Annotated in this window: 23 protein-coding genes; 9 read left to right on the top strand and 14 right to left on the bottom strand. The window is 64.9% G+C overall.

Translation table 11 applies throughout. The annotated features are described in order from the left end of the window. Nucleotides 1-122 precede the first annotated feature (122 nt). Nucleotides 123-989 carry a pirin family protein gene (locus AC2T4A_RS22400; protein WP_486741823.1) on the bottom strand — a complete coding sequence of 289 codons (867 nt, stop codon included), beginning with the start codon at nucleotides 987-989 and terminating at the stop codon, nucleotides 123-125. Between the two features lie 130 nt (nucleotides 990-1,119). Between AC2T4A_RS22400 and AC2T4A_RS22395 the strand changes: the two genes are divergently transcribed. The 3 genes from AC2T4A_RS22395 to AC2T4A_RS22385 all read left to right on the top strand — a co-directional run bounded on the left by AC2T4A_RS22395 (nucleotide 1,120) and on the right by AC2T4A_RS22385 (nucleotide 5,244). Next, complete coding sequence (locus tag AC2T4A_RS22395; protein ID WP_486741822.1) at nucleotides 1,120-1,593, top strand: DUF3859 domain-containing protein; 474 nt, start codon at nucleotides 1,120-1,122, stop codon at nucleotides 1,591-1,593. Between the two features lie 305 nt (nucleotides 1,594-1,898). Further along, a complete protein-coding gene (locus AC2T4A_RS22390; protein ID WP_416747046.1) occupies nucleotides 1,899-3,860 on the top strand; it encodes a DUF1302 domain-containing protein in 1,962 nt (653 codons plus the stop codon). Nucleotides 3,861-3,873: 13 nt separating this feature from the next. Beyond that, on the top strand, nucleotides 3,874-5,244 hold the full coding sequence (locus AC2T4A_RS22385; protein ID WP_416747047.1) for a DUF1329 domain-containing protein: 1,371 nt from the start codon (nucleotides 3,874-3,876) through the stop codon (nucleotides 5,242-5,244). Nucleotides 5,245-5,400: 156 nt separating this feature from the next. On the opposite strand, the gene AC2T4A_RS22380 is transcribed toward AC2T4A_RS22385, so the two are convergent. Next, entirely contained in the window at nucleotides 5,401-5,838 is a 438-nt protein-coding gene (locus AC2T4A_RS22380) for an Lrp/AsnC family transcriptional regulator (protein ID WP_486741821.1), read from the bottom strand. A 130-nt stretch (nucleotides 5,839-5,968) separates the two neighbouring features. Between AC2T4A_RS22380 and AC2T4A_RS22375 the strand changes: the two genes are divergently transcribed. Both AC2T4A_RS22375 and AC2T4A_RS22370 read left to right on the top strand, forming a co-directional pair. Then, nucleotides 5,969-6,862, top strand: a complete 894-nt coding sequence (locus tag AC2T4A_RS22375; protein ID WP_486741820.1) for a DMT family transporter — start codon at nucleotides 5,969-5,971, stop codon at nucleotides 6,860-6,862. Nucleotides 6,863-7,015: 153 nt separating this feature from the next. Beyond that, the gene (locus tag AC2T4A_RS22370) at nucleotides 7,016-8,089 is read left to right on the top strand and encodes a DUF1615 domain-containing protein (protein ID WP_416747330.1); all 1,074 of its coding nucleotides are present in this window, start codon (nucleotides 7,016-7,018) and stop codon (nucleotides 8,087-8,089) included. A gap of 1 nt (nucleotide 8,090) precedes the next feature. Here AC2T4A_RS22370 and AC2T4A_RS22365 read toward each other — a convergent pair whose 3' ends face one another. Both AC2T4A_RS22365 and AC2T4A_RS22360 read right to left on the bottom strand, forming a co-directional pair. Further along, nucleotides 8,091-8,384 (bottom strand): hypothetical protein, encoded by a 294-nt coding sequence (locus AC2T4A_RS22365; RefSeq protein WP_416747053.1) that lies wholly within the window; start codon nucleotides 8,382-8,384, stop codon nucleotides 8,091-8,093. 76 nt (nucleotides 8,385-8,460) lie between these two features. Then, nucleotides 8,461-9,141, bottom strand: coding sequence for a TetR/AcrR family transcriptional regulator (locus AC2T4A_RS22360; RefSeq protein ID WP_416747055.1), 681 nt, complete (start codon nucleotides 9,139-9,141; stop codon nucleotides 8,461-8,463). Nucleotides 9,142-9,305: 164 nt separating this feature from the next. On the opposite strand from AC2T4A_RS22360, the gene AC2T4A_RS22355 reads away from it, so the two are divergent. After that, nucleotides 9,306-9,797, top strand: coding sequence for a DUF1543 domain-containing protein (locus AC2T4A_RS22355; RefSeq protein WP_416747057.1), 492 nt, complete (start codon nucleotides 9,306-9,308; stop codon nucleotides 9,795-9,797). Nucleotides 9,798-9,878: 81 nt separating this feature from the next. Then, nucleotides 9,879-10,292, top strand: coding sequence for an arsenate reductase ArsC (locus AC2T4A_RS22350; protein WP_416747059.1), 414 nt, complete (start codon nucleotides 9,879-9,881; stop codon nucleotides 10,290-10,292). Nucleotides 10,293-10,462: 170 nt separating this feature from the next. Here the strand turns inward: AC2T4A_RS22350 and AC2T4A_RS22345 are convergent, their stop codons facing one another. Further along, nucleotides 10,463-10,822, bottom strand: a complete 360-nt coding sequence (locus AC2T4A_RS22345) for a hypothetical protein (RefSeq protein ID WP_486741819.1) — start codon at nucleotides 10,820-10,822, stop codon at nucleotides 10,463-10,465. A 157-nt stretch (nucleotides 10,823-10,979) separates the two neighbouring features. Between AC2T4A_RS22345 and AC2T4A_RS22340 the strand changes: the two genes are divergently transcribed. Then, nucleotides 10,980-11,975: an LLM class flavin-dependent oxidoreductase gene (locus AC2T4A_RS22340; RefSeq protein WP_486741818.1), complete on the top strand. Its 996-nt coding sequence runs from the start codon at nucleotides 10,980-10,982 to the stop codon at nucleotides 11,973-11,975. 113 nt (nucleotides 11,976-12,088) lie between these two features. Here AC2T4A_RS22340 and AC2T4A_RS22335 read toward each other — a convergent pair whose 3' ends face one another. From AC2T4A_RS22335 to AC2T4A_RS22295, 9 genes are all read right to left on the bottom strand, one after another. After that, the gene (locus AC2T4A_RS22335) at nucleotides 12,089-12,457 is read right to left on the bottom strand and encodes a YajD family HNH nuclease (RefSeq protein WP_416747065.1); all 369 of its coding nucleotides are present in this window, start codon (nucleotides 12,455-12,457) and stop codon (nucleotides 12,089-12,091) included. A gap of 58 nt (nucleotides 12,458-12,515) precedes the next feature. Further along, nucleotides 12,516-12,941, bottom strand: coding sequence for a YbaN family protein (locus AC2T4A_RS22330; protein WP_486743715.1), 426 nt, complete (start codon nucleotides 12,939-12,941; stop codon nucleotides 12,516-12,518). 4 nt (nucleotides 12,942-12,945) lie between these two features. Continuing rightward, nucleotides 12,946-13,545 (bottom strand): biliverdin-producing heme oxygenase, encoded by a 600-nt coding sequence (locus AC2T4A_RS22325; RefSeq protein ID WP_486741817.1) that lies wholly within the window; start codon nucleotides 13,543-13,545, stop codon nucleotides 12,946-12,948. Nucleotides 13,546-13,758: 213 nt separating this feature from the next. After that, nucleotides 13,759-16,362, bottom strand: a complete 2,604-nt coding sequence (locus AC2T4A_RS22320) for a TonB-dependent receptor (protein WP_486741816.1) — start codon at nucleotides 16,360-16,362, stop codon at nucleotides 13,759-13,761. A gap of 121 nt (nucleotides 16,363-16,483) precedes the next feature. Further along, nucleotides 16,484-17,482, bottom strand: coding sequence for a FecR family protein (locus AC2T4A_RS22315; protein ID WP_486743714.1), 999 nt, complete (start codon nucleotides 17,480-17,482; stop codon nucleotides 16,484-16,486). Between the two features lie 32 nt (nucleotides 17,483-17,514). After that, entirely contained in the window at nucleotides 17,515-18,036 is a 522-nt protein-coding gene (locus AC2T4A_RS22310; RefSeq protein ID WP_486741815.1) for an RNA polymerase sigma factor, read from the bottom strand. Nucleotides 18,037-18,201: 165 nt separating this feature from the next. Beyond that, the gene (locus AC2T4A_RS22305) at nucleotides 18,202-19,590 is read right to left on the bottom strand and encodes an FAD-dependent oxidoreductase (RefSeq protein ID WP_486741814.1); all 1,389 of its coding nucleotides are present in this window, start codon (nucleotides 19,588-19,590) and stop codon (nucleotides 18,202-18,204) included. 14 nt (nucleotides 19,591-19,604) lie between these two features. Then, on the bottom strand, nucleotides 19,605-19,961 hold the full coding sequence (locus tag AC2T4A_RS22300; RefSeq protein ID WP_486741812.1) for a RidA family protein: 357 nt from the start codon (nucleotides 19,959-19,961) through the stop codon (nucleotides 19,605-19,607). Between the two features lie 47 nt (nucleotides 19,962-20,008). Then, nucleotides 20,009-21,367: an MFS transporter gene (locus AC2T4A_RS22295; RefSeq protein WP_486741811.1), complete on the bottom strand. Its 1,359-nt coding sequence runs from the start codon at nucleotides 21,365-21,367 to the stop codon at nucleotides 20,009-20,011. A gap of 347 nt (nucleotides 21,368-21,714) precedes the next feature. Between AC2T4A_RS22295 and AC2T4A_RS22290 the strand changes: the two genes are divergently transcribed. Continuing rightward, the gene (locus AC2T4A_RS22290; protein ID WP_416747078.1) at nucleotides 21,715-22,590 is read left to right on the top strand and encodes a LysR substrate-binding domain-containing protein; all 876 of its coding nucleotides are present in this window, start codon (nucleotides 21,715-21,717) and stop codon (nucleotides 22,588-22,590) included. Nucleotides 22,591-22,691: the final 101 nt, after the last annotated feature.

Below are 22,691 nucleotides of genomic sequence, written 5' to 3'. Positions count from 1 at the left end.
CCCTGCCGGCGGCAGGCGTTAGAGGGCGGCGATGCTGCCGTAAAACGGCGTCGGATTCTTTATTCGACGCGTCATTTCCTTCCTTGCACGGGCAGTACTTGATTGATTATTCAATTCGACGGCTAGCGCGGCAGTTCGATGCGTTCCTGCTCACCCGGTACTGTCGGCCAGTCGCGCGCGGCCCAGCGGGCGCGGGCGCTGTCGATCAGGGCGGGGTCGCTGGCGACGAAGTTCCAGTTCATCCGCCGCGGCCCGTCCAGCGGGTCTCCACCGATGATCACCGCGAGGCAGTCGCCGCAGGCGGAGAGGGTGAACGTCTCGCCTTCGGGCAGTACCACCAGTGCGTGCAGCGGCAGCGGTTCATCGTCCAGCAGCGCTTCGCCTTCGATCAGGTATAGCGCGCGCTCGGGATGTTCGTCGGGGATCGCCAGGGTCGCGCCGGCGGCCAGTTGCAGGTGCGCATAGAGTGTCTTCGATTGCACCGGTACCGGCGACTCCAGGCAGAAGCCGGTACCGGCGATCATGCGGATGCGCACGCCCAGACTGTCGCTTTCCGGCAGGCTGGCGCTGGCGTGGTGGCTGTAGCTGGGGTCGCAGCCTTCCAGCTCGCGCGGCAGGGCCAGCCAGACCTGCAGGCCATGCAGGCGCGAGCCGCTGTGCAGCAGGTCGGCCGGGGTGCGCTCGACGTGGGCGACGCCGCGCCCAGCGGTCATCCAGCTGACATCGCCGGGTAGCACTCGCTGGTCCGAGCCGAGGCTGTCCTTGTGCTGCACCTGGCCCTCGAACAGGTAGGTGAGGGTGGACAGGCCGATGTGCGGGTGCTGGCGGATGTCCATTCCGTGTTCCGGGGCAAAGCTGCTTTCGAGCATGTGGTCGAAGAACACGAAGGGGCCGATGCTGCGGCGCTGGGCCGAAGGCAGGGGGCGGAGAATGGGCACGCCCTCGACATCTTCGGCGCGGGGGCGGATGGTCAGCAGGCTGTCGCTCATGATGGTGTCCAGTGATCCGATCCACGCATGATAGACGCTTGGCACGGCGCCGACCCGCACGGCGTCAAGCTGTCATCAGGCTGTCACGGCGATGTCATAGCCTCGCGCGGACCCCAACAAGGAGCGCGACATGTCCATTTCCCGCCTGCCAGCAGTCCTGGCTCTCTCCCTGGCTTCCGCTTTCGCTTCTTCGGCTTTTGCCGAGGTGCGCGTCAACGGCCCGGTCGAGTACGGCGTTTTCGTCAGCAACTACAAGGATTATCAGGCGGGCGAGCGCGTGCTCACCCGTAGCGAGCAAGAGATCGAATCCACCACCCGCGTGCCGGCCAAGCTGGGTACCAAGTTCGGCATGCGCTACCAGCTCAGTGGCAAGCAGGAGGGCGACACGCCCTTGACCCTGCTGTATTTCACTCCCGGTGTCGTGACCCCGGATGGTCAGCGCCATGACAAGTTCGAGGTGGTACAGAAGCTGGTGATGGGTGCCCCCACCGACGTGATGGCTTACCAGTTCACCGAAAACCACGAAGTGGTGCAGGGCCAGTGGCGCTTCATGGTGTTCCAGGGTGATCGCCTGCTGGCGGAAAAGACCTTCACTGTCGAGTAAGTCACGCAGTATGAAAAAGCCCGGCCTTGTGTCGGGCTTTTCATTTCAGGAAGAAAGACACGGATTACATCCTTTCCATTGGCAGGCGGGAAACAGTTTGTTACTTTGCCTGCACGATAGTCCCAACTCCCGGCGTGCAAGCAAAAGAGGAGAGGGGGCCAAAGCGCCCGCAAGCGCTCTGGCAGGAGTGTTACTGCACGGTGGCCCGGCTTGTCCGAGGCGGCCGGCAGCCGAGAGACGAATAAGAACAGCGCCGGCCGCAATGACCGGGGCGATAAATCTTGGCCATGGAGGTAATGCTGTCTATGAACAGTCGATTGGGTGCGCGCTCGTCCATTTTCTGGGCGCCGCGGCGGGCGGGGGCGGTGATGGGACTCTTGCCGCTGCTGATAGCGGGGTCAGCCCAGGCCCTGGAGTTCAAGCTGGCCGAGAACGAGATCACCGGCTCGCTGGACAGCACGCTGTCCTATGGCGCCATGTGGCGCGTGCAGGGCCGCGAGAAGAGCAATATCAGTGACATCAACGCCGACGACGGCAACCGCAACTTTGATACCGGCCTGGTTTCCCAGGTCTTCAAGCTCACTTCCGATCTTTCGGCCAAGTACCAGAACTACGGCCTGTTCATGCGTGGCACCGCCTATTACGACACGCAGATCATGGACAAGCGCAACGACTACTACAGCACCACCGACGGCGTGGTGCGCCCCAGCCAGTCGTACCCGCAGGACGACCACTTCACCGACGACACCCGCCACATCGCGGGTCGCAAGGCCGAGTTGCTGGATGCCTACCTGTCCGGTAGCTGGGACGTCGATGAGCATCCGCTGACCGGCCGTGTCGGCCGCCAGGTGCTGAACTGGGGCGAGGGTGTGTTCTACCGCGGTGGCGTCAACACCATCAACCCGGTCGACGCCGCGCGCTTCCACCTGCCGGGCTCGGAACTCAAGGAAGTGCTGGTGCCGGTGGAGGCGCTGAGCTTCAACCTCGGCCTGACCGATGACCTGTCCATGGAAGCCTTCTACCAGTGGAAGTGGAAGGAGACCCGCCTGGACTCGGTGGGCACCTACTTCTCCGATACCGACCTGTTCAGCGATGGCGGCGAGACGGCGTACACCACCGAGACCGACCCGCTGATCAAGGAACTGCTGGCCGGCTACCCGACGGTCGCTTCCCTGGGGCTGCTCGGCAACGGGCCGCATGGCCCGAACGCCTTCCTTGATCCGAACACCGGCACCTTCAAGGTGGCCAACATCGGCAAGGACATCGAGGCTCGCGACGACGGCCAGTTCGGCGTGGCCTTCCGCTACATTGCCGAGGAGCTCAACTCCACCGAGTTCGGCTTCTACTTCGTCAACTACCACGCCAAGGAGCCGCAGGTCGCCGTCGATCTGCGCAACTATCAGGGCGTGGATGTCGATGCGTTGAACAACCTGCTCGGCCCACTGGGCCTGGGCGAAGCGGTGCCGGGACTGGCCACGCTGGACATGGCGAGCAATGCCGAAGCCCGCCGTGACTACGTCGAAGACATCCGCATGTACGGCTTCAGCTTCAACACCACACTGGGCGATGCTTCGGTGTCCGGCGAGATCGCCTACCGGCCGAACATGCCGATCAGCATCTCCGCCACCGACGACCTGCTCGGTGACCTGCTCACCCAGGGCGTGCTGGGCCAGACCAATCTCTACGACGGCAGCGTGGCCGCCGGCCAGGCCTGCGCCGAAGTGGCCGGCAAGCAGTTGTGCCGTGGCAGCCTGTTCGAGAACTATGAACGCGCCGAGACCTACAACATCTCGCTGTCGACCATCTACAACTTCGGCCCGCACCTGAGCTTCGACTCCATGACCGGCGTGGCAGAACTGGCCTCCGAGCACATCCGTGGCAGCAGCCTGAAGTACACCGCCTGGGATGGCAGCGAGCGCAAATTCGTTGGCGCCCAGGACAAGGCCTACGTCGGTGGGAACGACGACGATGTGCAGATCAGCCGCGACAGCTACGGCTACACGCTGTTGCTCACCGGCAGCTGGAACGACGTCTACGCTGGGGTGAAGCTTTCACCCTATGCCGTCTACCAGGAGGACTTCAGCGGCAACTCCGACCGCACCGGCAACTTCATCGAAGGCCGCAAGGCCTACACCCTCGGTATCGACGCCAGCTACCTGAACACCTTCGAGGTCGGCACCCAGTACACCAACTACTACGGCGCCGGCTCAAGCAACTCCATGCGCGACCGCGACAACGTCTCGATCACCGCGAAATACTCGTTCTGATCCGGAGAGGACCATGTACAAGAAGAGTTCCCTGATCGTCCTTGCCACGCTGACGGCTCTGGCCGTCACCGATGCGCGTGCGGCCGTCTCGGCCGACCAGGCTGCCCAACTGAAAAGCACTCTGACGCCCATGGGTGCGGAGAAGGCCGGCAACGCCGCCGGCAGCATCCCGGCCTGGACCGGTGGCCTGACCTCGGCGCCTGCCGGGTACAAGGGGCCAGGTGCGCACCACGTCGACCCGTTCGCCGGCGAGAAGCCCAAGTTCGTCATCACCAAGGCCAACCTCGACCAATACAAGGCCAACCTGACGGCGGGGCAGATTGCCCTGTTCAACGCCTACCCGGACAGCTACCAGATGCCGGTCTACGAGACCCACCGCACTGGCTCCGCGCCGCAGTGGATCTACGACAACATCTTCAAGAACGCCACCAGCGCCAAGCTCGTCGAAGGCGGTAACGGCTTCTCCGATGCCTACGGTGGTGTGCCGTTCCCGATCCCGCAGAGCGGCGTTGAGGCAGTGTGGAACCACATTGCCCGCTACCGTGGCACCTACATCGTGCGGCGCTCGTCGCAGGCTGGCGTGCAGCGCAATGGCGCGTACTCGCTGGTTACCTCCCAGGACGAGGCGCTGTTCCGCTTCTACGACCCCAAAGGCAGCTACGACAAGCTGGGCAACACGCTGTTCTACTACATGACCTTCACCACCGCCCCGGCCCGCCTGGCCGGTAACGGCGCGCTCGTGCAGGAGACCCTCGACCAGGTCAAGGAACCGCGTCAGGCCTGGGGCTACAACCCCGGGCAGCGCCGCGTGCGCCGCGCCCCGACCCTGGCCTACGACACCCCCATCGAAGACTCCGATGGCCTGCGCACCGCCGACGACACCGACATGTACAACGGCGCGCCGGACCGCTACGACTGGACCCTGGTGGGCAAGAAGGAAATCTACATTCCGTACAACAACTACCAGATCACCAGCCCGGAAGTTAAGTACAAGGACCTGCTCACCCCCGGCCACGTCAATCCCAAGTACACCCGCTACGAACTGCATCGCGTCTGGGTGGTGGACGGCAAGCTGAAACCGGGCTCGCGGCACATCTACTCCCGTCGCACCCTGTATCTCGACGAGGACAGCTGGGGCGCTGCCGTGGTGGACCAGTACGATGGCCGCGGCGAGTTGTGGCGCGTGTCGCAGGCCTACCTGAAGAGCTTCTACGAGCAACCGATGGTATGGACCGCGCTGGATACCTTCCACGACCTCCAGGCGCACCGCTACAGCATCCAGTGGCTGGACAACGAAGAACCCGGCACTGCCGACTTCAGCCAGCCAGCACCGGACGACTCCAACTTCAGCCCCTCGGCGCTGCGCCGCAAGGCCTCGCGCTAAGCATCTGAACGACAAAGGCCCCGCAAGGGGCCTTTTTTTTATGTCCTGGGTTCGCGAGCAAGCTCGCTCCTGCAGGTATGCCACTGCGCTTTCCCTAGGACCGAGGGGGCGCCTAGTCCTTGCTCGCGAACCGCCGCCTGCCCGCAAAAAGCCGTTTCAAGCCATCGGCGGCAAGCGCCGCTTCACCGGGCTCTTCTTGACGATGGCGGTGTTGGTCTCGGCGAAGCCATTGAGGTGGTCGAGAATTTCATCCAGCTGCTCCATCGAGCGCACGCACATTCGCGCGTAGAAGCAGTCCTCGCCGGTGACCTTGTCGCACTCGGTGAACTCGGGGATCGCCAGGATCTGTTTCTCTACTTCCTGCAGTTTTCCCGGCAGCGGGCGAACCCGGACGATGGCCTGCAACTGGTAGCCAAAGGCGCGTGGATCGACATTTACCGTGTAGCTGGTAATCACCTGACGCTCTTCCAGCTTGCGCAGCCGCTCGGCAACGCTGGGCGAGCTCAGGCCGCTGACCTGGGCCAGGGCCTTGAGGGAAAGGCGGGAGTCTTCCATCAGTGCCGCGATCAGCAACTGGTCGATTTCATCGGTCATCTTGGCCTCGAAAGGTAAAGTCGGGTAATTGCCTTGATAGTAAAGGTGATGGCCGAGATTTGCCTGCGCCAGGCGATGGAGTGCACGAATCCGCCTGTTCATACTGGTCGCCAACGAGTGGAGGTGAGCCATGAACGAGCAGATCAAACGCGGCACCCTGGAAATGATCAGCGCCATGCTGATCTGCGGCACCATCGGTTGGCTGGTGGTGGTCTCCGGCCAGCCGGTGCTGGATGTGGTGTTCTGGCGCTGCATGTTCGGCGCCGCGACGCTCCTGGTGATCTGCGCGGCCATGGGCTTCCTGCGCCCTGGCATCCTCACCCGCGCCACCTTCGGTCTGGCGCTGCTCAGCGGCGCGGCCATCGTCGGTAACTGGGTGCTGCTGTTCGGCTCCTATTCGCGGGCGTCCATCGCCATCGGCACAGCGGTCTACAACGTCCAGCCGTTCCTGCTGGTGTTGCTGGGCGCGCTGTTCCTCGGCGAAAAGGTGACCGCGCAAAAACTCGCCTGGCTCGGTGTTTCCTTCGTCGGCATGCTGGCGATCGTCAGCGCGCACGGCGAGGCGGGGCAGGTGGGTAGCGACTATCTGGGCGGCATTGCCCTGGCCCTCGGCGCGGCGGCCCTGTATGCGGTGGCGGCGCTGATCATCAAGCGCCTGACCGGCGTGCCGCCGCACCTGATAGCGCTGATCCAGGCGGTGACCGGCGTACTGCTGTTGGCACCCTGGGCCAACCTGTCGCCGCTGCCGCAGGCCAGTACGGCCTGGGCCAGCCTGGCGACTCTGGGCATCGTGCACACCGGCATCATGTACGTACTGCTCTATGGCGCGATCCAGAAACTGCCGACGGCCCTGACCGGTGCGCTGTCATTCATCTATCCGATTGCGGCGATCTTCGTCGACTGGTTCGCCTTCGGCCATCGCCTGACTCCGCTGCAATGGCTGGGCGTGGTCGCCATCCTGCTGGCCGCCGCCGGCATGCAGCGCGGCTGGAGCCTGAACCTGCGGCGCCTGGCATGGCGCTGATATCCGTGCTTGTCTGAGAATGCGCAGGGAACCTGCGCAGCTCAGCGAAGATCCTGTAGGCGGACTTCAAGCAAGGATAGAACTATGACTGCGGCTGCCCTGACGGCAGGTTCCTTCAGCCTGAAAAGGCTTTCACCACGACTCATTCATCTACTGGGCGCGGTTGCGCTGCTGGCGCTGGCCGGCTGCGGCACGCGCGCGCCGAGCGTGCCAGAGCCGACACCAGCCGAGGTACGCGGCAAGCTGGTCACGCTGATACCCGCCGGTGCGTCCGACCGCCAGGGCTGGGCGGCGGATATCCAGGTCGCTTTCACCACCCAGCGTATTCCGGCCACTACCGAAAACCTCTGCTCGGTGGTGGCGATCACCGAGCAGGAGTCCAACTTCAAGGCTGATCCGCCCGTGCCGGGGCTGGGCAAGATCGCTCGCGCCGAGATCGATCGGCGTGCGAGCAAGGTGCATGTGCCGGGCTTTCTCATCGATACCGCGCTGGCGCTGAAATCGCCGACCGGCCGCACCTACAGCCAACGCCTGGCGAGCGCAAAGACCGAAAGGGAACTGAGCGCGATCTTCGATGACTTCATCGGTGGCGTGCCGCTCGGCCAGCAGCTGTTCGGCCGTTTCAACCCGGTTCACACCGGCGGGCCGATGCAGGTCAGCATCGAATTCGCCCAGGCCCATGCCGAAGGCTATCCGTACCCGGTTGACGGCAGCATCCGCCGCGAGGTGTTCAGCCGTCGTGGCGGCATGTACTTCGGCATCGCCCATCTGCTCGGCTACCCGGTGAACTACCCGCGGCAGTTGTATCGCTTCGCCGACTTCAACGCCGGCTGGTACGCCAGCCGCAATGCCGCGTTCCAGCGCGCAGTGGCCGAGCTCACCGGCATCACCCTGGCGCTGGATGGCGACCTGATCCTCTACGGCAGTTACGACGCCGGCAGTACCGAAAAGGCGGTGCGCACCCTGGCGCCGAAACTGGGCATGAGCGAGCGGGAAATCCGCCGTGATCTGGAACTGGGTGACAAGCCGGACTTCACCCGGTCGGAGCTCTATACCAAGGTCTTCGCCCTGGCCGAGCGCTCCGCCGGTAAGTCACTGCCGCGAGCGATGCTGCCGGGCATCACGCTGCACAGCCCGAAGATCACCCGCCAGCTCACCACCGCCTGGTTCGCCCAGCGCGTGGACGAGCGCTATCAGCGTTGCCTCACGCGCGCGCCAAAGAACTGAATCAGTCGCCCTCGGCTGGTTGGCAGATGCCGTTGGCGCCCTTGGGCCCGGTGTAGGAAACGGTGGCGCTGCCGTCGTCATTGAGGCTGATGGAGATGGTCACGCCTTCTCCCTTGGCCTCGATGTACTTGTCGTTCTTCTGCTTGACCTTGGCTTCCTTGCCGTTGATGTACACCGGTCCGCCCTCGTCGGTGTGGACCTGGATGTCATCGGGGCAGTCGTAGTTGAGCATGGGGATGGCGGCAAAGGCGGGCTGCACGGCGATCAGCGATACGGCGATCAGTAGCGATTTCATGGCGTCTCCCAGACGAATGCAGGCACGGCGCCTGGCCGTGCGGACATCCTCAGCTTAGTGCAGACGCCGCCGGACGCTACAGCGGCAGGGGGCGCAGACGTGCGGCCGGCTCAGGCTCGGTGCCGCGCAGGACGAGGCGGGTGATGGTTGCCGCTGCCGCTTCGAAATCATCTGCGGCGGGTTGCGCCTTGCCGGTGATCATCGCGATCTGCCAGTCGAAATCGACGTAGGTACGGGTGGCGGCGGAAATGCTCAGCAGCAGATGCTGCGGGTCCACTGCAGCGAGCAGGCCGCGGTCGATCCAGGCGGCGATGCACTCGACGCCGCGGCGCGATTCCGCGCGCAGGCGCTGCAGCCATTCCGGCGGCAGGTGTGGCGCGCCATGCAGCATCTCGCTGGCGAGCACCTTGTAAGCGTGTGGCCACTGGCGGGCGATGTGAAGGCGCGCGCGGATGTGCGCCGGCAGCGCCCAGGTCGGGTCGTCGCACTCGCGCAGCAGGGCGGAGGCCTCCAGCACGGCATCCACCACGTTCTCCAGCAGACGCAGGTAGAGGTTCTCCTTGCTCTGGAAGTAGTAGTAGACGTTGGACTTGGGCAGCTCGGCGCGGCTGGCGATGTCCTGGGTCTTCGCGGCGGTGAAGCCCTTCTCGGCGAACTCTTCGCCGGCTGCCAGCAGAATGCGCTGGCGGTTACGGTCACGAATGCTGAGGGCGGGGCGCTGGCGGCGGCGCGTCGGGGTAGGGGCGGTCTGGGGCATGGGAAAACATCGGGGCAGTGAAACGAAGATTCAGAATATAACTTTCTATATAGCGCTTGCCATCCACTGGGTTGACTGGCGGATGGCCATTTATCCGCCAGTAGATTGAACCTGCTGTATGACGGATCTGTCAGACCCATTCAGAAACCTGGGAAGGGGCTGAAATGCTGTTCGTAGTCATGTTGGGCGGGCGCCATCCGCGCGCGCGGATCGAGGTCCATGACGTCGCTTTTGTCATTGGCGAAAACCTGAAATCCACCTATCCGCAATTGCGCGATGCCTGGTTCGGCAGCCCGGAAGGCCTGCATATCGACTCCTGGCTGGAAGTGGACGGGGTCGAGGCCTACCGCGTCGAATTCACTGAGGCGATGCCGGCGCCGGGCGAACAGCGGCTGTTCTTCGTCAACCTGGGCGGCTACGAGCTGGGCAGTTTCGGCGAAGCGCACCAGTACGTGCTGGTGGCTGCGCGCGATGCCGCCGATGCCAAGGTTCGCGCCAAGCGCCGCATGCCGCGCAGTTGGGACAAGGCGCACACCGATGCAGTGATCGATGTCGACGATTGCATCGCCATCGACCAGATCGGCGGGCGCTACGTGCATCTTGTAGAAGGCGAGAGCCGCGGCATCGTGCAGCGCAGCGACTACATCGTGCTGTGAGCCTTCATGGTGCTGACACGGCTCTGTCATAAAACCTGACGTATAAGGGGCGCAAAGCCGATCCCCCGCGCCGAGGTAAAGATGACCGAGAAACGCCGAGTCCTGTTCGTCTGCGTCGCCAATGACGCCCGCTCGCCGATGGCCGAAGCCTTGCTGCGGCACACCGATGGCGAGCACTTCGAAGCCTTCAGCGCGGGTATCCACCCGACTGCCATCGACCCGCGTGCGCGCAGCGTGCTGGAGCACGCCGGGATTTCCGCCGAAGGCCTGCGCAGTAAATCCATCGATGAATTCCGCGGCCAGCATTTCGATTACCTGATCGACCTGTGCGACAAGTCCACCGACGAGGGCGACGAGTTGCCGACCTCCAGCGAAGTGATCGTGTGGAACTTCGTCGATCCAGCCAACAGCGAACAGCACGACCCGTTCCGCCATACCCTGCAGGAAATCAGCGATCGCCTGAAACTCTTCGAAATGGTGAAGAACCGCGACTGAAGCTTCCGGCGATGACAAAGCAAAAAGCCCGCACGGATGCGGGCTTTTTGCTTCGTAGGCCACAGGATTCGCCGTTACCTGGGGAGGATTGGCGGCGGATGCCTGCGTAGATGGGGCGCTGGTCCTTCAGCACGAGGGCGATTATGCGCGGGGGATGTGACAGGGACGTGTCACTTCGCCAGCAGTTCGGCTCCCTGTGGCGGTGCTTTCGGGCTTTGGTATGCGGCGACGCGTGACAGAAACGCTCGCTGGGCAGCGGTCAGTTCGTATCCGCTCTTCGCCTGCCACTGCTCCAACTGGCCCTGTTCCATTGCCAGAGAAATGATCAGGGATCGATAGCCGTCGCGGTTGACCGGGCGCAGGTCGGCAAATTCGCGAGCCTTTTGCAGTACCTCGATGGCGTGCACATGGGCGAATCCCCTTACGTTGACCCGGTACTGGCGCTTCAGATAGTCGATATAGATTGCCTGCACCACGATGGCGGCAATGAGCAGGAAGGCGAGCGTTCCGAGCAGAGCCTTGCGAACCATGGGACTTCCTTGTGGCATGGGCTGTATTACTGGCGCTCATGAATACTATCGATCCCGACGAGTGGCCAGGCCTGGCGCGCATGGATAGAGTCACGCTCAAAGTCATGTCCGCTACGCCGCGTCAGGCGGCGCCAGTGTGACCCGAATTGGAGTGCCTATGAAGTCCCTGTCTGAAACTGCCTTCTCCATGCTCGACCTGGTGCCCGTGCGCGACCAGGGCACTGCTGCCGAGGCGCTGAACAACGCTGTCGCGGTTGCCCGGCATGTCGAGCGGCTGGGCTTTACCCGCTACTGGCTGGCGGAACACCACAACATGGATGGCATCGCCAGCTCGGCCACTGCCGTGCTGATCGGCCACATCGCCGGCAAGACCGAGCGCATCCGCGTCGGCTCCGGCGGCGTGATGCTGCCCAACCATCCGCCGCTGGTGGTGGCGGAAAACTTCGGCACCCTGGAAACGCTGTATCCGGGCCGCATCGACCTCGGCCTGGGCCGTGCACCGGGCGCCGACCAGGCGACCATGCGCGCGCTGCGTCGCGATCGCCTGGGCGACGGCGCCGACTTCCCCGAGCAGGTTGCCGAGCTGGAAATGCTCCTCGGCCCGCGCCGCTCCCAGCAGTCGCTGCTGGCGATTCCGGGGGAGGGCACCAACGTGCCGATCTGGCTGTTGGGTTCAAGTCTGTTCAGCGCGCACCTGGCGGCGCAGAAGGGCCTGCCGTATGCCTTCGCCTCGCACTTCGCACCGCGCTACCTGCACGATGCGCTGCGCATCTATCGCGAGAACTTCCAGCCTTCGGCGGTGCTCGACAAGCCCTACGCCATGATTGGGGTGCCGCTGGTGGCCGCGCCCACCGACGAGGAAGCCGAATACCTCGCAACCACGGCGTTCCAGCGTGTTCTGGCGCTGATCCGTGGCGACAGCCTGAAGCAGAAGTCGCCGGTGAAGAGCATGGCTGGCCTGTGGCTGCCCCACGAGCAGGATGCCGTGGGTAATTTCTTCGGCCTGGCGGTCATCGGTGGTCCGGAAAAGGTGCGCAGCCGCCTGGAGATCCTGCTGGAGCAGACCGGCGTGGACGAGATCATCTTCACCAGCGATATCTACGATCACGAGCTGCGCCTGCGCTCACTGGAGATCGTCGCCGGCCTCCGCTGAAGGCCGATTTTGTAGGAGCGAGCTTGCTCGCGAACCGGCTTCGCAGCGGGGCTTGTTCGCGAGCAAGCTCGCTCCTACAGGGGTGTGGCAGAACGGAGCACGGGGCGTCGGATTCACGCCTGTCCGTCGTCCTGCTTCTTCAGGAGATCAGCCAGCCCGGCCAGCCCCTTGTGGGTGACCTTCGGGCCTTTGGCGCCCGCATCGTTGCTGTTCTGGTAGTGCAGATCGACCTGCCGCTGATGCTCGTTATCGTGACAGAACAGGCACAACAGCTCCCAGTTGGAACCGTCCTCGGGATTGTTGTCGTGGTTGTGGTCGCGGTGGTGGACGGTCAGTTCGCGCAGGCGCACGCCACTGAACTCGCGGGCGCAGCGACCGCAGATCCAGGGGTACATCTTCAGGGCTTTTTCGCGGTAGCTGGTTTCGCGGCGGCGCTGGGCTTCGGCGAGGACGGCGTCGACTTTGCTGGTGGGCTGGTTCATGGCTTATGGACAGGGTGCGGGATCGGACCTCCAGCATAAGTCCGGTTCCGTTCGCTGACTACGGCCTGGGCGTATCCGGTCGCGACCAGATCCACAGATTGCCAACCGCCATGCCGAGGATCACCGCGTACAGCCAGAGGCCGTGGGGCAGGGTGATCAGCATGATCGCCAGGGCCGCGAGCATCGCCAGGCTGGCGCTGATCTTGGCGCGACGGGCAACGGCGCGGCCGTTGCGCCAGTTGTGCAGGATGGGGCCGAACAACCGGTGGTTCTCCAGCCAGGCGGACAGCCGCGGCGAACTCTTCGATGCGGCCCAGGCGGCGAGCAGAACGAACTCGGTTGTCGGCAACCCCGGCACCACCAATCCCACCATGCCTACACCCAGGCTGGTGTACGCCAGCAACGCAAATGCCAGTCGAGCCAGCCGTGAGCGGGCCGGACCGAAGGGATTGGCGCGCGCCGCATCAGCCGGCGCGCGCTCCAGGGCGTCAGACGGTGGCGGGAGCACTGTCGTAGCTGTGTTGCAGCAGTTGGGAGAAGCGCTCGAAGGCGGCCACGGCGCCGGCTTCGGCTTCGCGCTCTTCGGCCTCGCTCAGCTCCAGGCCATCGAGGGTGCGGGTGAAGCGCTTCCAGCCTTCGGCGCGGCCGCCTTCGGGCTCGCCCAGGTGGCGCGCGCCGGTGTTCTCGTCCAGGCCCAGCGCGGCGACGCGCTTGATCAGGAAGGCAGCACCGAGCTTGGAGCCTTCGGAGACGAACAGCCAGCCCAGGGCATGGGCCTGGCTCGGGTTGGCGATGGCGCCGGCAACCGGGGCGGGTACTTCGGTATCGAGGTCGGCCAGGTCCAGTCGGGCCTGTTCGGCGCGACAGCGCTGCGGCAGGTCAGGGAAGATCTTGCCCAGCTCGGCGTCCTGGTACAGGGCCTGCAGCTCGGACTGGAACAGGTACTGGGCGACCACGAAGCGGGCGAAGCGCTCGCGGCTGGAGAAGGGCTCGCGAGCCTTTACGGCGTGGTCGAGACGCTCGTGGGGGGCGTGGGTCAGCGCGTTCAGGCGCTGCGAGCGCAGGGCGGGGAGTTCCAGGGTGGTCATGTCCAATTCCTTGAAATTACACGGCTTTGTAGACGAGACGAATCAGCGTTGGGAAAGCGTAAAGATTGTCGGATGTTCAATGGGTGATGACGGAGCGAAGCGGGTTCGCGAGCAAGCTCGCTCCTACAGGGTTTGACGCTCTTCGTAGGAGCGAGCTTGCTCGCGAACAGAGCTGGCACGGGGTTCATCAGCAATCCCGTGCCAACCAGTGCATCAGATATCCCACACCAGGTTGATCGCGAAGTTGCGGCCCGGCTGGGTCAGGCGGTCGAGGTTGGCCGGGGCCAGTACCGCCGCTTCGCCGACGCCGTCGTAGCCGCGCACGTCATCCCACAGCCAGTACTTCTTGTCGGTGAGGTTGTACAGGCCGGCGTTGAGGGTCAGGTCGTCGGTCAGCTTGTAGTAGCCGGTCAGGTCGAGGATGCCGAAGCCCGGGGTCTTGAACTGGCTGCTGGTGCCGTCCGGAGCGTTGAACTGGCTGTCGTCCACGCGGTTCTTGCGCTTGACCAGGGTCCAGTCGAGCAGCGCGCCGTAGCGGCCAGCCTGTTCGTCGTAGCCCAGGCCGAATACGCCGGTGAGCGGGTTGACGCTGTTGATCGGCTCGCCGGTGTCCTTGTTGCGGCCGTAGGCGTAGGCCACCGAGCCCTTGGTGTAGAGACCCTGCGGCGCGCCGAAGGCGCCCAGCTCCAGGCGACCCTTCAGTTCCACGCCCTTGATGATGGCGTGCTTGATGTTGTTGCTGGTGAAGGTCGGTTCGTCGTAGCCGGGGGTAATGGCGTCTTCGTTGATGAAGTCGCGGTACTTGTTATAGAAGACCGCCACGTCGAACGAGCCTTCCTCGAAGTTGCCGCGCAGGCCGGTTTCGTAGCTCTGGCTGCGTTCCGGGTCCAGGTCCGGGTTGGGCTCCACGCGGTAGCCGCTGGTGGGGTTGTCGAAGCGGCCGTAGAGCGCCTTGGCGGTCGGGGTGCGGAAGCCCTGGGCGTACTGGCCGTACCACAGGTAGTTGTCGTTGAACGCGTAGGTCACGCCGAGCTTGGGCGAGAGCTGGTGCCAGGTCTTGCTTTCGCTGCTCACTTCGCCATCGCCGCTCTGGTCGACGGTGTTGAGGAACTCGTCGGTCAGGTGCGGCTTCAGGCGGGTATGGTCGTAGCGCAGGCCGGGCAGGAAGGTCCAGTCGTTCCAGCGGATCTCGTCCTGGGCGAAGAGGGCGTAGGTGTCGATGGTCGGATCGGGAAAGTCGCTGCTGCGTGCCAGTTGGTCGCTGGCCACGGTGCTCGGGCCGCCGATGGTGGGGCAGGTACGGCTGACGGCCAGGCAGCTGGCACCGCCTTCGCGGTAGCCGGTGACTTTCTGCCGCTTGAGGGTGGTGCCGTAGGTCAGCAGGTGGTCGGTATCGCCCAGGGCGAAGGCCTTGTCCATCTGCAGGTCGAGCACCCACTGGCGCTCCTTGTACTGGGTCTCGCGGGTACGCAGGACCTGGCGGGTGATCGGGTAGTAGAACTCGTCGGTGCTCTGGTCGGTCTTGGCGATCTGGTAGTTGAAGGTCCACTTCAGGTGATCGGCCACCGCGCTGTCCAGCAGCATCTGGTGTTCCAGGCCGTAGCGCTCGCGAGTGATGGTGTCGTTGCCGGTGCGCCATTGGTACATGCCGCCGGGCAGTACGGAGTCGGGGATGGTCGGTGCGCCATTGAAGTACGGGCCGCCGTAGGCGCTCTTCTGGTCGGTATCGACGTCGTCCTTGTACTTCTCGTAGACCAGGCCGAAGCGGCTGCCTTCGGCGTAGTTCCAGCCCAGCTTGGCCAGCACGTTGGTGGTGCGCACGTCTTCCGGGTTGGCTTCGGTGCGCGACAGGCCGGTGCCGCCGTGGCTGCCGTAGGACTCGGTCTCGTGGCCGTTGCGCTGGCTCAGGTGCAGCAGGCCGTCGAAGTCGTCGTGGCGGCCGGCAACGGTGGCGGAGGTCAGCCAGCTGTCATCGGCGGAGCTGTAGCCGGTCTTCAGGCGCGCGCCGACATCCTGGCCGTCCTTGATGATGTCGTCCGGGTCGAGGGTGAAGTAGCTCACCGCGCCACCGATGGCGTTGCTGCCGTACAGGGCCGAAGCTGGCCCGCGGAGGATTTCCACGCGCTTGACGATTTCCGGGTCAACGTAGTTGCGCTCGGTCTGCGCGTACGGGCCATTGAAGAAACTGTTGGGAATCTCGACGCCATCGACCTGCGTCAGCACGCGGTCGCCGTCGATACCACGGATGTTGTAGCCGGTGATGCCGGCACGGTTGCCGGTGCCGCCGACGGAGACGCCGGGCATGTCGCGCACCAGTTCCTTGATGGTGTTGACGTTCTTGCGGTCCAGCTCTTCGCGGCCGACGACGTTCACCGTGGACGGTACCGAGGTGACGCTTTGCGCCTGGCGGGTGGCGGTGACGGTGAGCGGCTGCATCTCGGCGACGGAGGAGAGGTTGCGCTCCAGCACCACGTTGCGCGGGCCGAGCTGGCGCACGGTCAGGCCGGTGCCGCCGAGCAGCGTCTTCAATGCGCGTTCCGCCGGCAGGCGGCCGCTGACGCCCGGGGATTCCACGCCGTCAGCCAGGTCACCGGCCACGCCCACCTGCCAGCCGGTCACCGTGCTGAACGCGTTCAGTGCCTGGGGCAGCGGCTGGCGGGCGATGTCGAAGCTGTAGCCGGCCTGGGTCTGGCTGGCTTCGGCAGCCAGGGCGGAGGTGGCCGGCAGGCTGGCGAGGCCGATGGACAGGGCGAGCAGCGAGATGCTGGCCGGCGCGGACAGCCGGCGCAGAGGGGCACGCGAAGAAGCAATGGTCATCGAAGGGCTCTCTTAGTCAGTCTTTGTTCGCATTCGTAAATGCGAATCTATTGCATTGTCTTCTGACTAAACGAACGAGCCTTTCGGATCGCGTAAAAATACTTTTATCGGGTGCGGGCTATCAGTTGAGAATCAGCAGTTTCGGGTATTCGTGCAGCTCGGCGGAGGTGATCTGGGCCAGCGAGCGCGCCACGCCCAGTGGATCGTCCAGGCGCCAGTTGCCGGTGACGCTGACGTTGTCCAGGCGCTCGTTGGTGTTCACGATCCAGCCCGGATAGTAGCGGCGCAGCTCGGCCAGCACCTGGCTCATCGGGCAGTTTTCGAACACCATGCGGCCCTTCACCCAGGCCAGCTGGGACTCGGCTTCCGCGCCGTGCTGGCGCTCGCCAAAGCCCTGCGGGCCGACGCGGATGCTGTCGCCGGCACCGAGGCTTACGCGGGCGTCATCCAGACGCGTGCGCAGGTCCACTTCGCCGCGCTGCACGCTGACTTCCGCCTCGTTGCCCAGGTAGCGCACGGCAAACGCGGTGCCGCGTACGGTGACCTGCACCGGCCCGGCCTCCACCTCGAAGGGGCGGCTGCGGTCATGGGCGACGTCGAAGAAGACTTCGCCGCGGTAGAGGCGGGCGACGCGCTGCTGGTCATCGACCTTGCTGGAGAACGCGGTGTCGGTGTTGAGCAGCACGTTGGAGCCGTCGGCCAGCTGGACCTTCTGGCGTTCGCCGACCGCGGTGAGATGGTCCGCGCGCAGGCGCGTCAGCAGGTCGCCCTGCACCACGACACCGATGGCGAGCACCAGCGCCGCAGCCGTGGCGACGGGTTTCCAGAAGCGGCGTGGGCGAGTCGGCGGTCGGGCCTTTTCCTGCGCCAGTTTGCGTTCCAGGCGCGCAGCGGCGACGGGCAGCAGCGGCGACTGCCACGCGTCGCGCACGCGCTGGTAAGCACGCGCGTTGCCTTCGCTGGCGGCGAGCCAGGCGTCGAAGCGCGCACGGGTGGTGGCGTCCATGTCGTCCTCGAGGATCAGCCAGTCGAGGGCTTCGGCCATCTGCTGGTCGTCGGGCGGCGCGGCGTGGGGCAAGGGGTGATCCTCGGGGCGGTGCTGGGGTGGTGAGCCGCGCATTGTTGTCGAATCGACCGGCGAACGGTAGTCCGTCATACCGATTCCTCGAGGCGGCTGACCAGTCCGACACAGATCGCCATGATCAGTTTCAGTTCCTTCTGCACCGTGCTGGGCGAAATATCGAGCTGCTCGGCGATCTCCGCATAGCCGCAGCCGTGCAGGCGGCTGAGGATGAAGATGCGCTGCTGACGTTCGCTGAGCTCTTCGAGGGTGGCACCCAGGCGTTCGAGCAGCTTCTGCGCGTGCAACTGGTCCTCGGCGCTGGAACCGGGCGCGGGCACGGACTGCACCACGTCGAAGGGCACATCCTCGAGCATGGTCCGCGACTGCATGCGCAGATGGCGCAGATGGTCCAGGGCGAGGTTGCGGCCAGTCTGGAAGAGAAAGGGTTCCAGGTGATCGATGCGGCGTTCGAGCAGGGTGCGGGCGACGCGCAGGTAGGTTTCCTGCACCAGGTCTTCGGCGATGCTCGGGTTCTTCACCATCCGTACGAGCGTGCGCAGCAAAGGCAGGCGCTGGGCCAGGAAGACCGCGTCGAGGTTGGAAGTGCTCACAAGGGTGTCCAGCAGGATTTATTTCAAATGATAATCAATATTATTCAGCCGTGACTCATGGCACAAGCCCATCCGTGGTTCCGGATGTTTAGGGGCAACGAAAAAAGGGCGAGGCGCGCGGGGCGCCTCGCCCATTCCCTCAGCCGGCAGATGAGGGGGAAATCGTCAGGCCTTGTCGGCCTTGCCTGCGGCGGCAGCGAAGCGCGCCAGGCGCACATCCAGGCGGCGCGGACGCTGGTTGCAGTCCTCGGCGCGCTCCTTGCGGCGAATGGCATTGCGCACCATCAACGAGCCGACGTAGCGGATCGGCTCGGGCGGGAAGAAGCCCAGTGGACCTTGCGTGAGCGGCGAACGGGTCCATTCGTTGTCCAGCCCCAGGACCAGTGAACTGAGAATCTGCCCGCCCATGTGGCACGGCCCGACGCCGCTACCGGAGTAGCCGAAGCCGTAGAACACGTTGCCCGCGTCGCCCAACTGGCCGAAGAACGGCAGCCCGGTCACCGAGCGGTCCGAGGGACCGTTCCAGCTCGCCGCGATGGGGACTTCGGCGAAGGCGGGGAAGAAGTCCGTCAGGCTCTCGCGCAGCAGCCCCAGGTACGGCGAGGGGCGATCGAACACCGGCAGCATGCGGCCGCCGTAGGCGAAGGTGTTGCCGCCCTTGCCGAGCATGATTCGGCCGTCCGGGGTGTTGTGGTAGTAGTGCACGAAGATGCGCGAATCCAGCACGGTGACGCCGGAGGTCAGGCCGATTTCCCGCAGCAGGTCCGGGCGGGGTTCGGTGATGATCATGTCGCTGGAAACGATCGCCACGCTGCGCTCGAACTGCGGGAAGGCGCGGGCCATCCAGGCGTTCATCGCCAGCACCACGCGGTCGGCGCTGACCGAACCGCGATCGGTGTGGACGGTGGCGGGTTGGCCGTGGTCCAGGCCGGTCATTGGCGTCCCTTCGTAGAGCCGCACGCCCAATTGCAGCGCCACCCGGCGCAGACCGCGCACCAGTTTGCCCGGCTGCACGCTGGCTGCAGCCGGGGAGAACCAGCCTTCCAGGTGCTTGCTCGAACCGGCCATGCGCTGCACGTCTTCCAGCGGGCGCTTGCTGAAGGAGTTGATGCCGTGCTTCTCCAGCGCGGCGATGACACTGTCGGTGGAGCCCACCTGCGCGACGTTGGTGGCGGTGTAGAGGGTGCCGTCCGGGCGGTAGTCGGCATCCACGCCATAGCGCTCGCAGAATTCCCCGATGGCGTGGATGCTCCGCTCCGACTCGCGCACCAGGCGGATCGCCTCGGCCAGGCCGAACAGGCGCTCCAGGGTGAAGAACTTCGCCGACCAGGACAGCGCGCAGCCGCCGTTGCGCCCACTGGCACCGGCACCGCAGAGGTCGGCCTCGACGATGACGATGTCGAGTTCCGGGTTCTGCTCCTTGAGCAGAATGGCGGTCCACAGACCGGTGTAGCCGCCACCGACGATGCAGACGTCGGCGCGGGTCTCGCCTTCGAGCGCGGCCGCGCGCTCGTTATCACTTAGCAGGGCCTGTTCGAGCCAGAAGGGGCGCATGGCGTTCTCCGTGGTCATTGGTCGGGCAGGGCGGCGGTGGCGATCATCTCCACGCGCCAGGCGGGGTCGATCAACTGCGCCAGGGTGCAGGCGCGGGTCGGGGCATGGCCGAGCGGGAAGAAGTCGTCCCACACGGCGTTCAGCCCGGCGTAGTCCGCGTGATCGGCCAGCAGGATGCGCACCGACAACAGGTGGGTGCGATCGGCGCCGAGGCTGTGCAGCAGTTGCTCGATGCCGTGGAGAATTTCCCGCGTCTGGCCCTCGATGCCGGCGGCGGTATCGCTGGCGACCTGGCCGCCGATGTAGAGCGTGTGGTCGTGCAGGACCATTTCGGCGCGGCGTTTCACCACGCCGAAGCGTTCGATGTTCATGGGGATTACCTGTAGCGGAGGTGGAGGCACATCCTTGTGCAGGGACTTCAGGAGCGCGCCATGCGCACCTTCACGGAGCGGTTCGGAACGCGTGCGGCCGAGGACGCGGAGCCCTCCGGCAGGCTGTTCCAGTGCGGCAGCAGAATCGCGGCGGAGACCAGCGCGGCGATGGTGAAGCCGATGAACACGCTGTAGGTATCGAAGTAGCCGGGCAACAGGCCGCCGAGGATCGCGCCGACCGAGCCGCAACCATTGACGAAGCCGGCGGCGGTGGCGGCGGCCTTGCCGGTGCCGAAGTCGATGGCGGCTGAACCGCTGATCATCGAGTCCGGTCCGTAGAGGGTCAGGCCCATCATGAACAGCAGGGCGAATACCAGCAGGCTGCTGCCGGTCTGCATGGCCGGGACGAACAGCGCCAGGCAGGCGGTGAGGGCGATCAGGCTGATCACGCAGGCCGGCATGCGCCGTGCGCCGAAGATCTTGTCCGAGGCCAGGCCGATCAGGATCGGCCCGAGCAGGCCGGCGATCTCGAAGGAAGTCGGCAGGATCGCTGCACCCACCTTGCCCAGTCCGGGCATTCGTTCATAGACGATCACCGGGCCCCACAGCAGTATCGCGTAGCGCGCCGGCTTGAGCAGAAAGTAGGCCAGGCCCAGGGTCAGTACGGTGCGATTGCGCAGCACCAGGCGCAGGGTTTCGCTGATGCCGGGGTTCTGCCCCTCGGGCTTGAAGCCGGCGTAGCGCACGGCCTCGGGTTCGTCTTCCAGCGGTGGCAGGCCGACGTCCTGCGGGCGATTGCGCTGCAGCAGCAGGAACAGCACGGCCACGCCGCCCACCACCGCGGCGCTGGAGTAGAAGGCCGCATGCCAGGTACCGAACACCGAATACGCCCACCAGCCGGCGAAGGGCGAGGCGACCAGCCCACCGAAGGCGTAGCAGGTGCTCCACAGGCCGAGGATGCGACCGCGTTCGTGGGTGGCGAAGAAGCTGCCGATGTTCTTGCACAGCCCCGACCAGCCGGTGGACTGCGCCAGGCCCTGGATGACCATGCAGGTGGCGAACACCGGCAGGGTCGCCCAGGTGCCCATGACGATGGCCGCAGCGGCGGAAATCACCAGGCCGCCGAGCACCACCACCCGTGGGCCGAAGCGGTCGGCGAGCACACCCCAGGTGAACTGGCCTACGGCGTAGGCCGCGAGATAGGTGGCGTCGAGATTGGCCATCATGGCCTTGTCGAGGTGGAAGCTAGGGTCCTCGCCGATGCCCAGCTTGGCCACCGAGAAAGCCTTGCGAGTGAAGTAGAAGGCCGCGTAGGCCAGCCAGGTGATGGCGAAGATCTGCCAGCGCCAGCGTTGGATCGATGCGAAGGGCGAGCGCGATGCTGCGTTGCCGTGAGGGTTGAGCATGATCTGACCTCGTTCTTGTTGTGTGTGCTGTGCCGGCAGTCGTTGAGGTAACGCCTTTCTTGTTCTTGTTGTTCTAGGAGCATGAGCACTGCGCGTCGCCGAGGCGGCGCGGGTCAGAAGCACGGAGGCTGTTCTGCGTACCGCCGAAAAACACGTGGGAAGCGGCGGTGAAGCGATAGAAACAATTCCGAATAAATAACTGAAATCGATTTATCAAATTTTAAAAATAAGTTTTCCTTTTAAGTTCGTTGCTGTGCGACCTTCGCGTCCAGGTCGTATGACCCTGTAGTCGCTTTCCGTCGATTGGCTGGAAAGCGGTCAGATCGCCGCTTGCGAGGAATGCCTGCATGTCCGTTTCACACGCTCAGCTCAAAGCCTTCCATGCCGTCGCCGTGCACGGCAGCTTCACTCGTGCCGCGGAGCGCCTGTTCCTCACCCAGCCGGCCGTATCCGACCAGGTTCGCAAGCTGGAGGAGCGGTACGGCGTGCTGCTGTTCCATCGCAACAAGCGCTCGGTACGGCTGACGGAATTGGGCGAGCGCCTGCTGGCGGTGACCCAGAGATTGTTCGTGATCGAGGCCGAGGCCCAGGAGCTGTTGCAGGAGTCCAGCGCGCTGCAGACCGGCAGCCTGGTGCTGGCGGTGGATGCGGCAGTTCACCTGCTGCCGCAGGTGGCGCTGTTCTGCCAGCGCCACCCCGGCATTCGTGTACGCATCGAGACGGGCAATACCGACGAGTCGCTGCAGGCTTTGTTCGGCTATCGCGCCGACCTGGCGCTGCTCGGGCGTGCGGTGGAGGACGAGCGCCTGGTGTCCTTTACCCTGCGCCGTGACCCCATCGTCGCCTTCGTCGCCAGCGGCCATCCCTGGGCGGGCCGCGAGTCGATCCATCTGGCTGACCTCGACGACGCGCCGTTAGTGCTGCGTGAGCACGGCTCGGTCACCCGCCAGACGCTGGAGGAGGAAATGCGCCGCGCCGGCTTGCGCATGCGCGCGGCGATCGAAGTCGAGGGCCGCGAGGCCGCCCGTGAGGCGGTCGTGGCGGGCATTGGCGTGGGCGTGGTGTCGGCGGCGGAATTCGGTTCGGACAACCGTGTCCAGGCATTGCCGATCGTCGATTGCGAACGACACATGAGCGAGACGCTGGTGTGCCTGCGTGAGCAGAGCACGCGGCGAATCGTGGCGACTTTTCTCGACCTGGTGAAGGAAGATTTGCCGGCGTAGGGCGTACAACCGTTCGCGGTTGTACGCCGATACCCTTGGCTCATCGTGGCCCCGAGGCTCACCGGGCAGCGGTTGAACGGCGGATAGCGCGGAGTGTTATA

Source organism: Pseudomonas sp. PVC-3-1 (genome assembly GCF_057444315.1).
Note: the sequence above shows the minus strand (reverse complement) of the source record. Positions and strands in the feature narration are given on the sequence as shown.

Bases quoted from the DNA above. Each gene is read 5' to 3' on its own strand.
- AC2T4A_RS22400 (WP_486741823.1), bottom strand. From the start codon at position 989: ATGAGCGACAGCCTGCTGACCATCCGCCCCCGCGCCGAAGATGTCGAG.
- AC2T4A_RS22395 (WP_486741822.1), top strand. From the start codon at position 1,120: ATGTCCATTTCCCGCCTGCCAGCAGTCCTGGCTCTCTCCCTGGCTTCC.
- AC2T4A_RS22390 (WP_416747046.1), top strand. From the start codon at position 1,899: ATGAACAGTCGATTGGGTGCGCGCTCGTCCATTTTCTGGGCGCCGCGG.
- AC2T4A_RS22385 (WP_416747047.1), top strand. From the start codon at position 3,874: ATGTACAAGAAGAGTTCCCTGATCGTCCTTGCCACGCTGACGGCTCTG.
- AC2T4A_RS22380 (WP_486741821.1), bottom strand. From the start codon at position 5,838: ATGACCGATGAAATCGACCAGTTGCTGATCGCGGCACTGATGGAAGAC.
- AC2T4A_RS22375 (WP_486741820.1), top strand. From the start codon at position 5,969: ATGAACGAGCAGATCAAACGCGGCACCCTGGAAATGATCAGCGCCATG.
- AC2T4A_RS22365 (WP_416747053.1), bottom strand. From the start codon at position 8,384: ATGAAATCGCTACTGATCGCCGTATCGCTGATCGCCGTGCAGCCCGCC.
- AC2T4A_RS22360 (WP_416747055.1), bottom strand. From the start codon at position 9,141: ATGCCCCAGACCGCCCCTACCCCGACGCGCCGCCGCCAGCGCCCCGCC.
- AC2T4A_RS22355 (WP_416747057.1), top strand. From the start codon at position 9,306: ATGCTGTTCGTAGTCATGTTGGGCGGGCGCCATCCGCGCGCGCGGATC.
- AC2T4A_RS22350 (WP_416747059.1), top strand. From the start codon at position 9,879: ATGACCGAGAAACGCCGAGTCCTGTTCGTCTGCGTCGCCAATGACGCC.
- AC2T4A_RS22345 (WP_486741819.1), bottom strand. From the start codon at position 10,822: ATGGTTCGCAAGGCTCTGCTCGGAACGCTCGCCTTCCTGCTCATTGCC.
- AC2T4A_RS22340 (WP_486741818.1), top strand. From the start codon at position 10,980: ATGAAGTCCCTGTCTGAAACTGCCTTCTCCATGCTCGACCTGGTGCCC.
- AC2T4A_RS22335 (WP_416747065.1), bottom strand. From the start codon at position 12,457: ATGAACCAGCCCACCAGCAAAGTCGACGCCGTCCTCGCCGAAGCCCAG.
- AC2T4A_RS22325 (WP_486741817.1), bottom strand. From the start codon at position 13,545: ATGACCACCCTGGAACTCCCCGCCCTGCGCTCGCAGCGCCTGAACGCG.
- AC2T4A_RS22320 (WP_486741816.1), bottom strand. From the start codon at position 16,362: ATGACCATTGCTTCTTCGCGTGCCCCTCTGCGCCGGCTGTCCGCGCCG.
- AC2T4A_RS22315 (WP_486743714.1), bottom strand. From the start codon at position 17,482: ATGCGCGGCTCACCACCCCAGCACCGCCCCGAGGATCACCCCTTGCCC.
- AC2T4A_RS22305 (WP_486741814.1), bottom strand. From the start codon at position 19,590: ATGCGCCCCTTCTGGCTCGAACAGGCCCTGCTAAGTGATAACGAGCGC.
- AC2T4A_RS22300 (WP_486741812.1), bottom strand. From the start codon at position 19,961: ATGAACATCGAACGCTTCGGCGTGGTGAAACGCCGCGCCGAAATGGTC.
- AC2T4A_RS22295 (WP_486741811.1), bottom strand. From the start codon at position 21,367: ATGCTCAACCCTCACGGCAACGCAGCATCGCGCTCGCCCTTCGCATCG.
- AC2T4A_RS22290 (WP_416747078.1), top strand. From the start codon at position 21,715: ATGTCCGTTTCACACGCTCAGCTCAAAGCCTTCCATGCCGTCGCCGTG.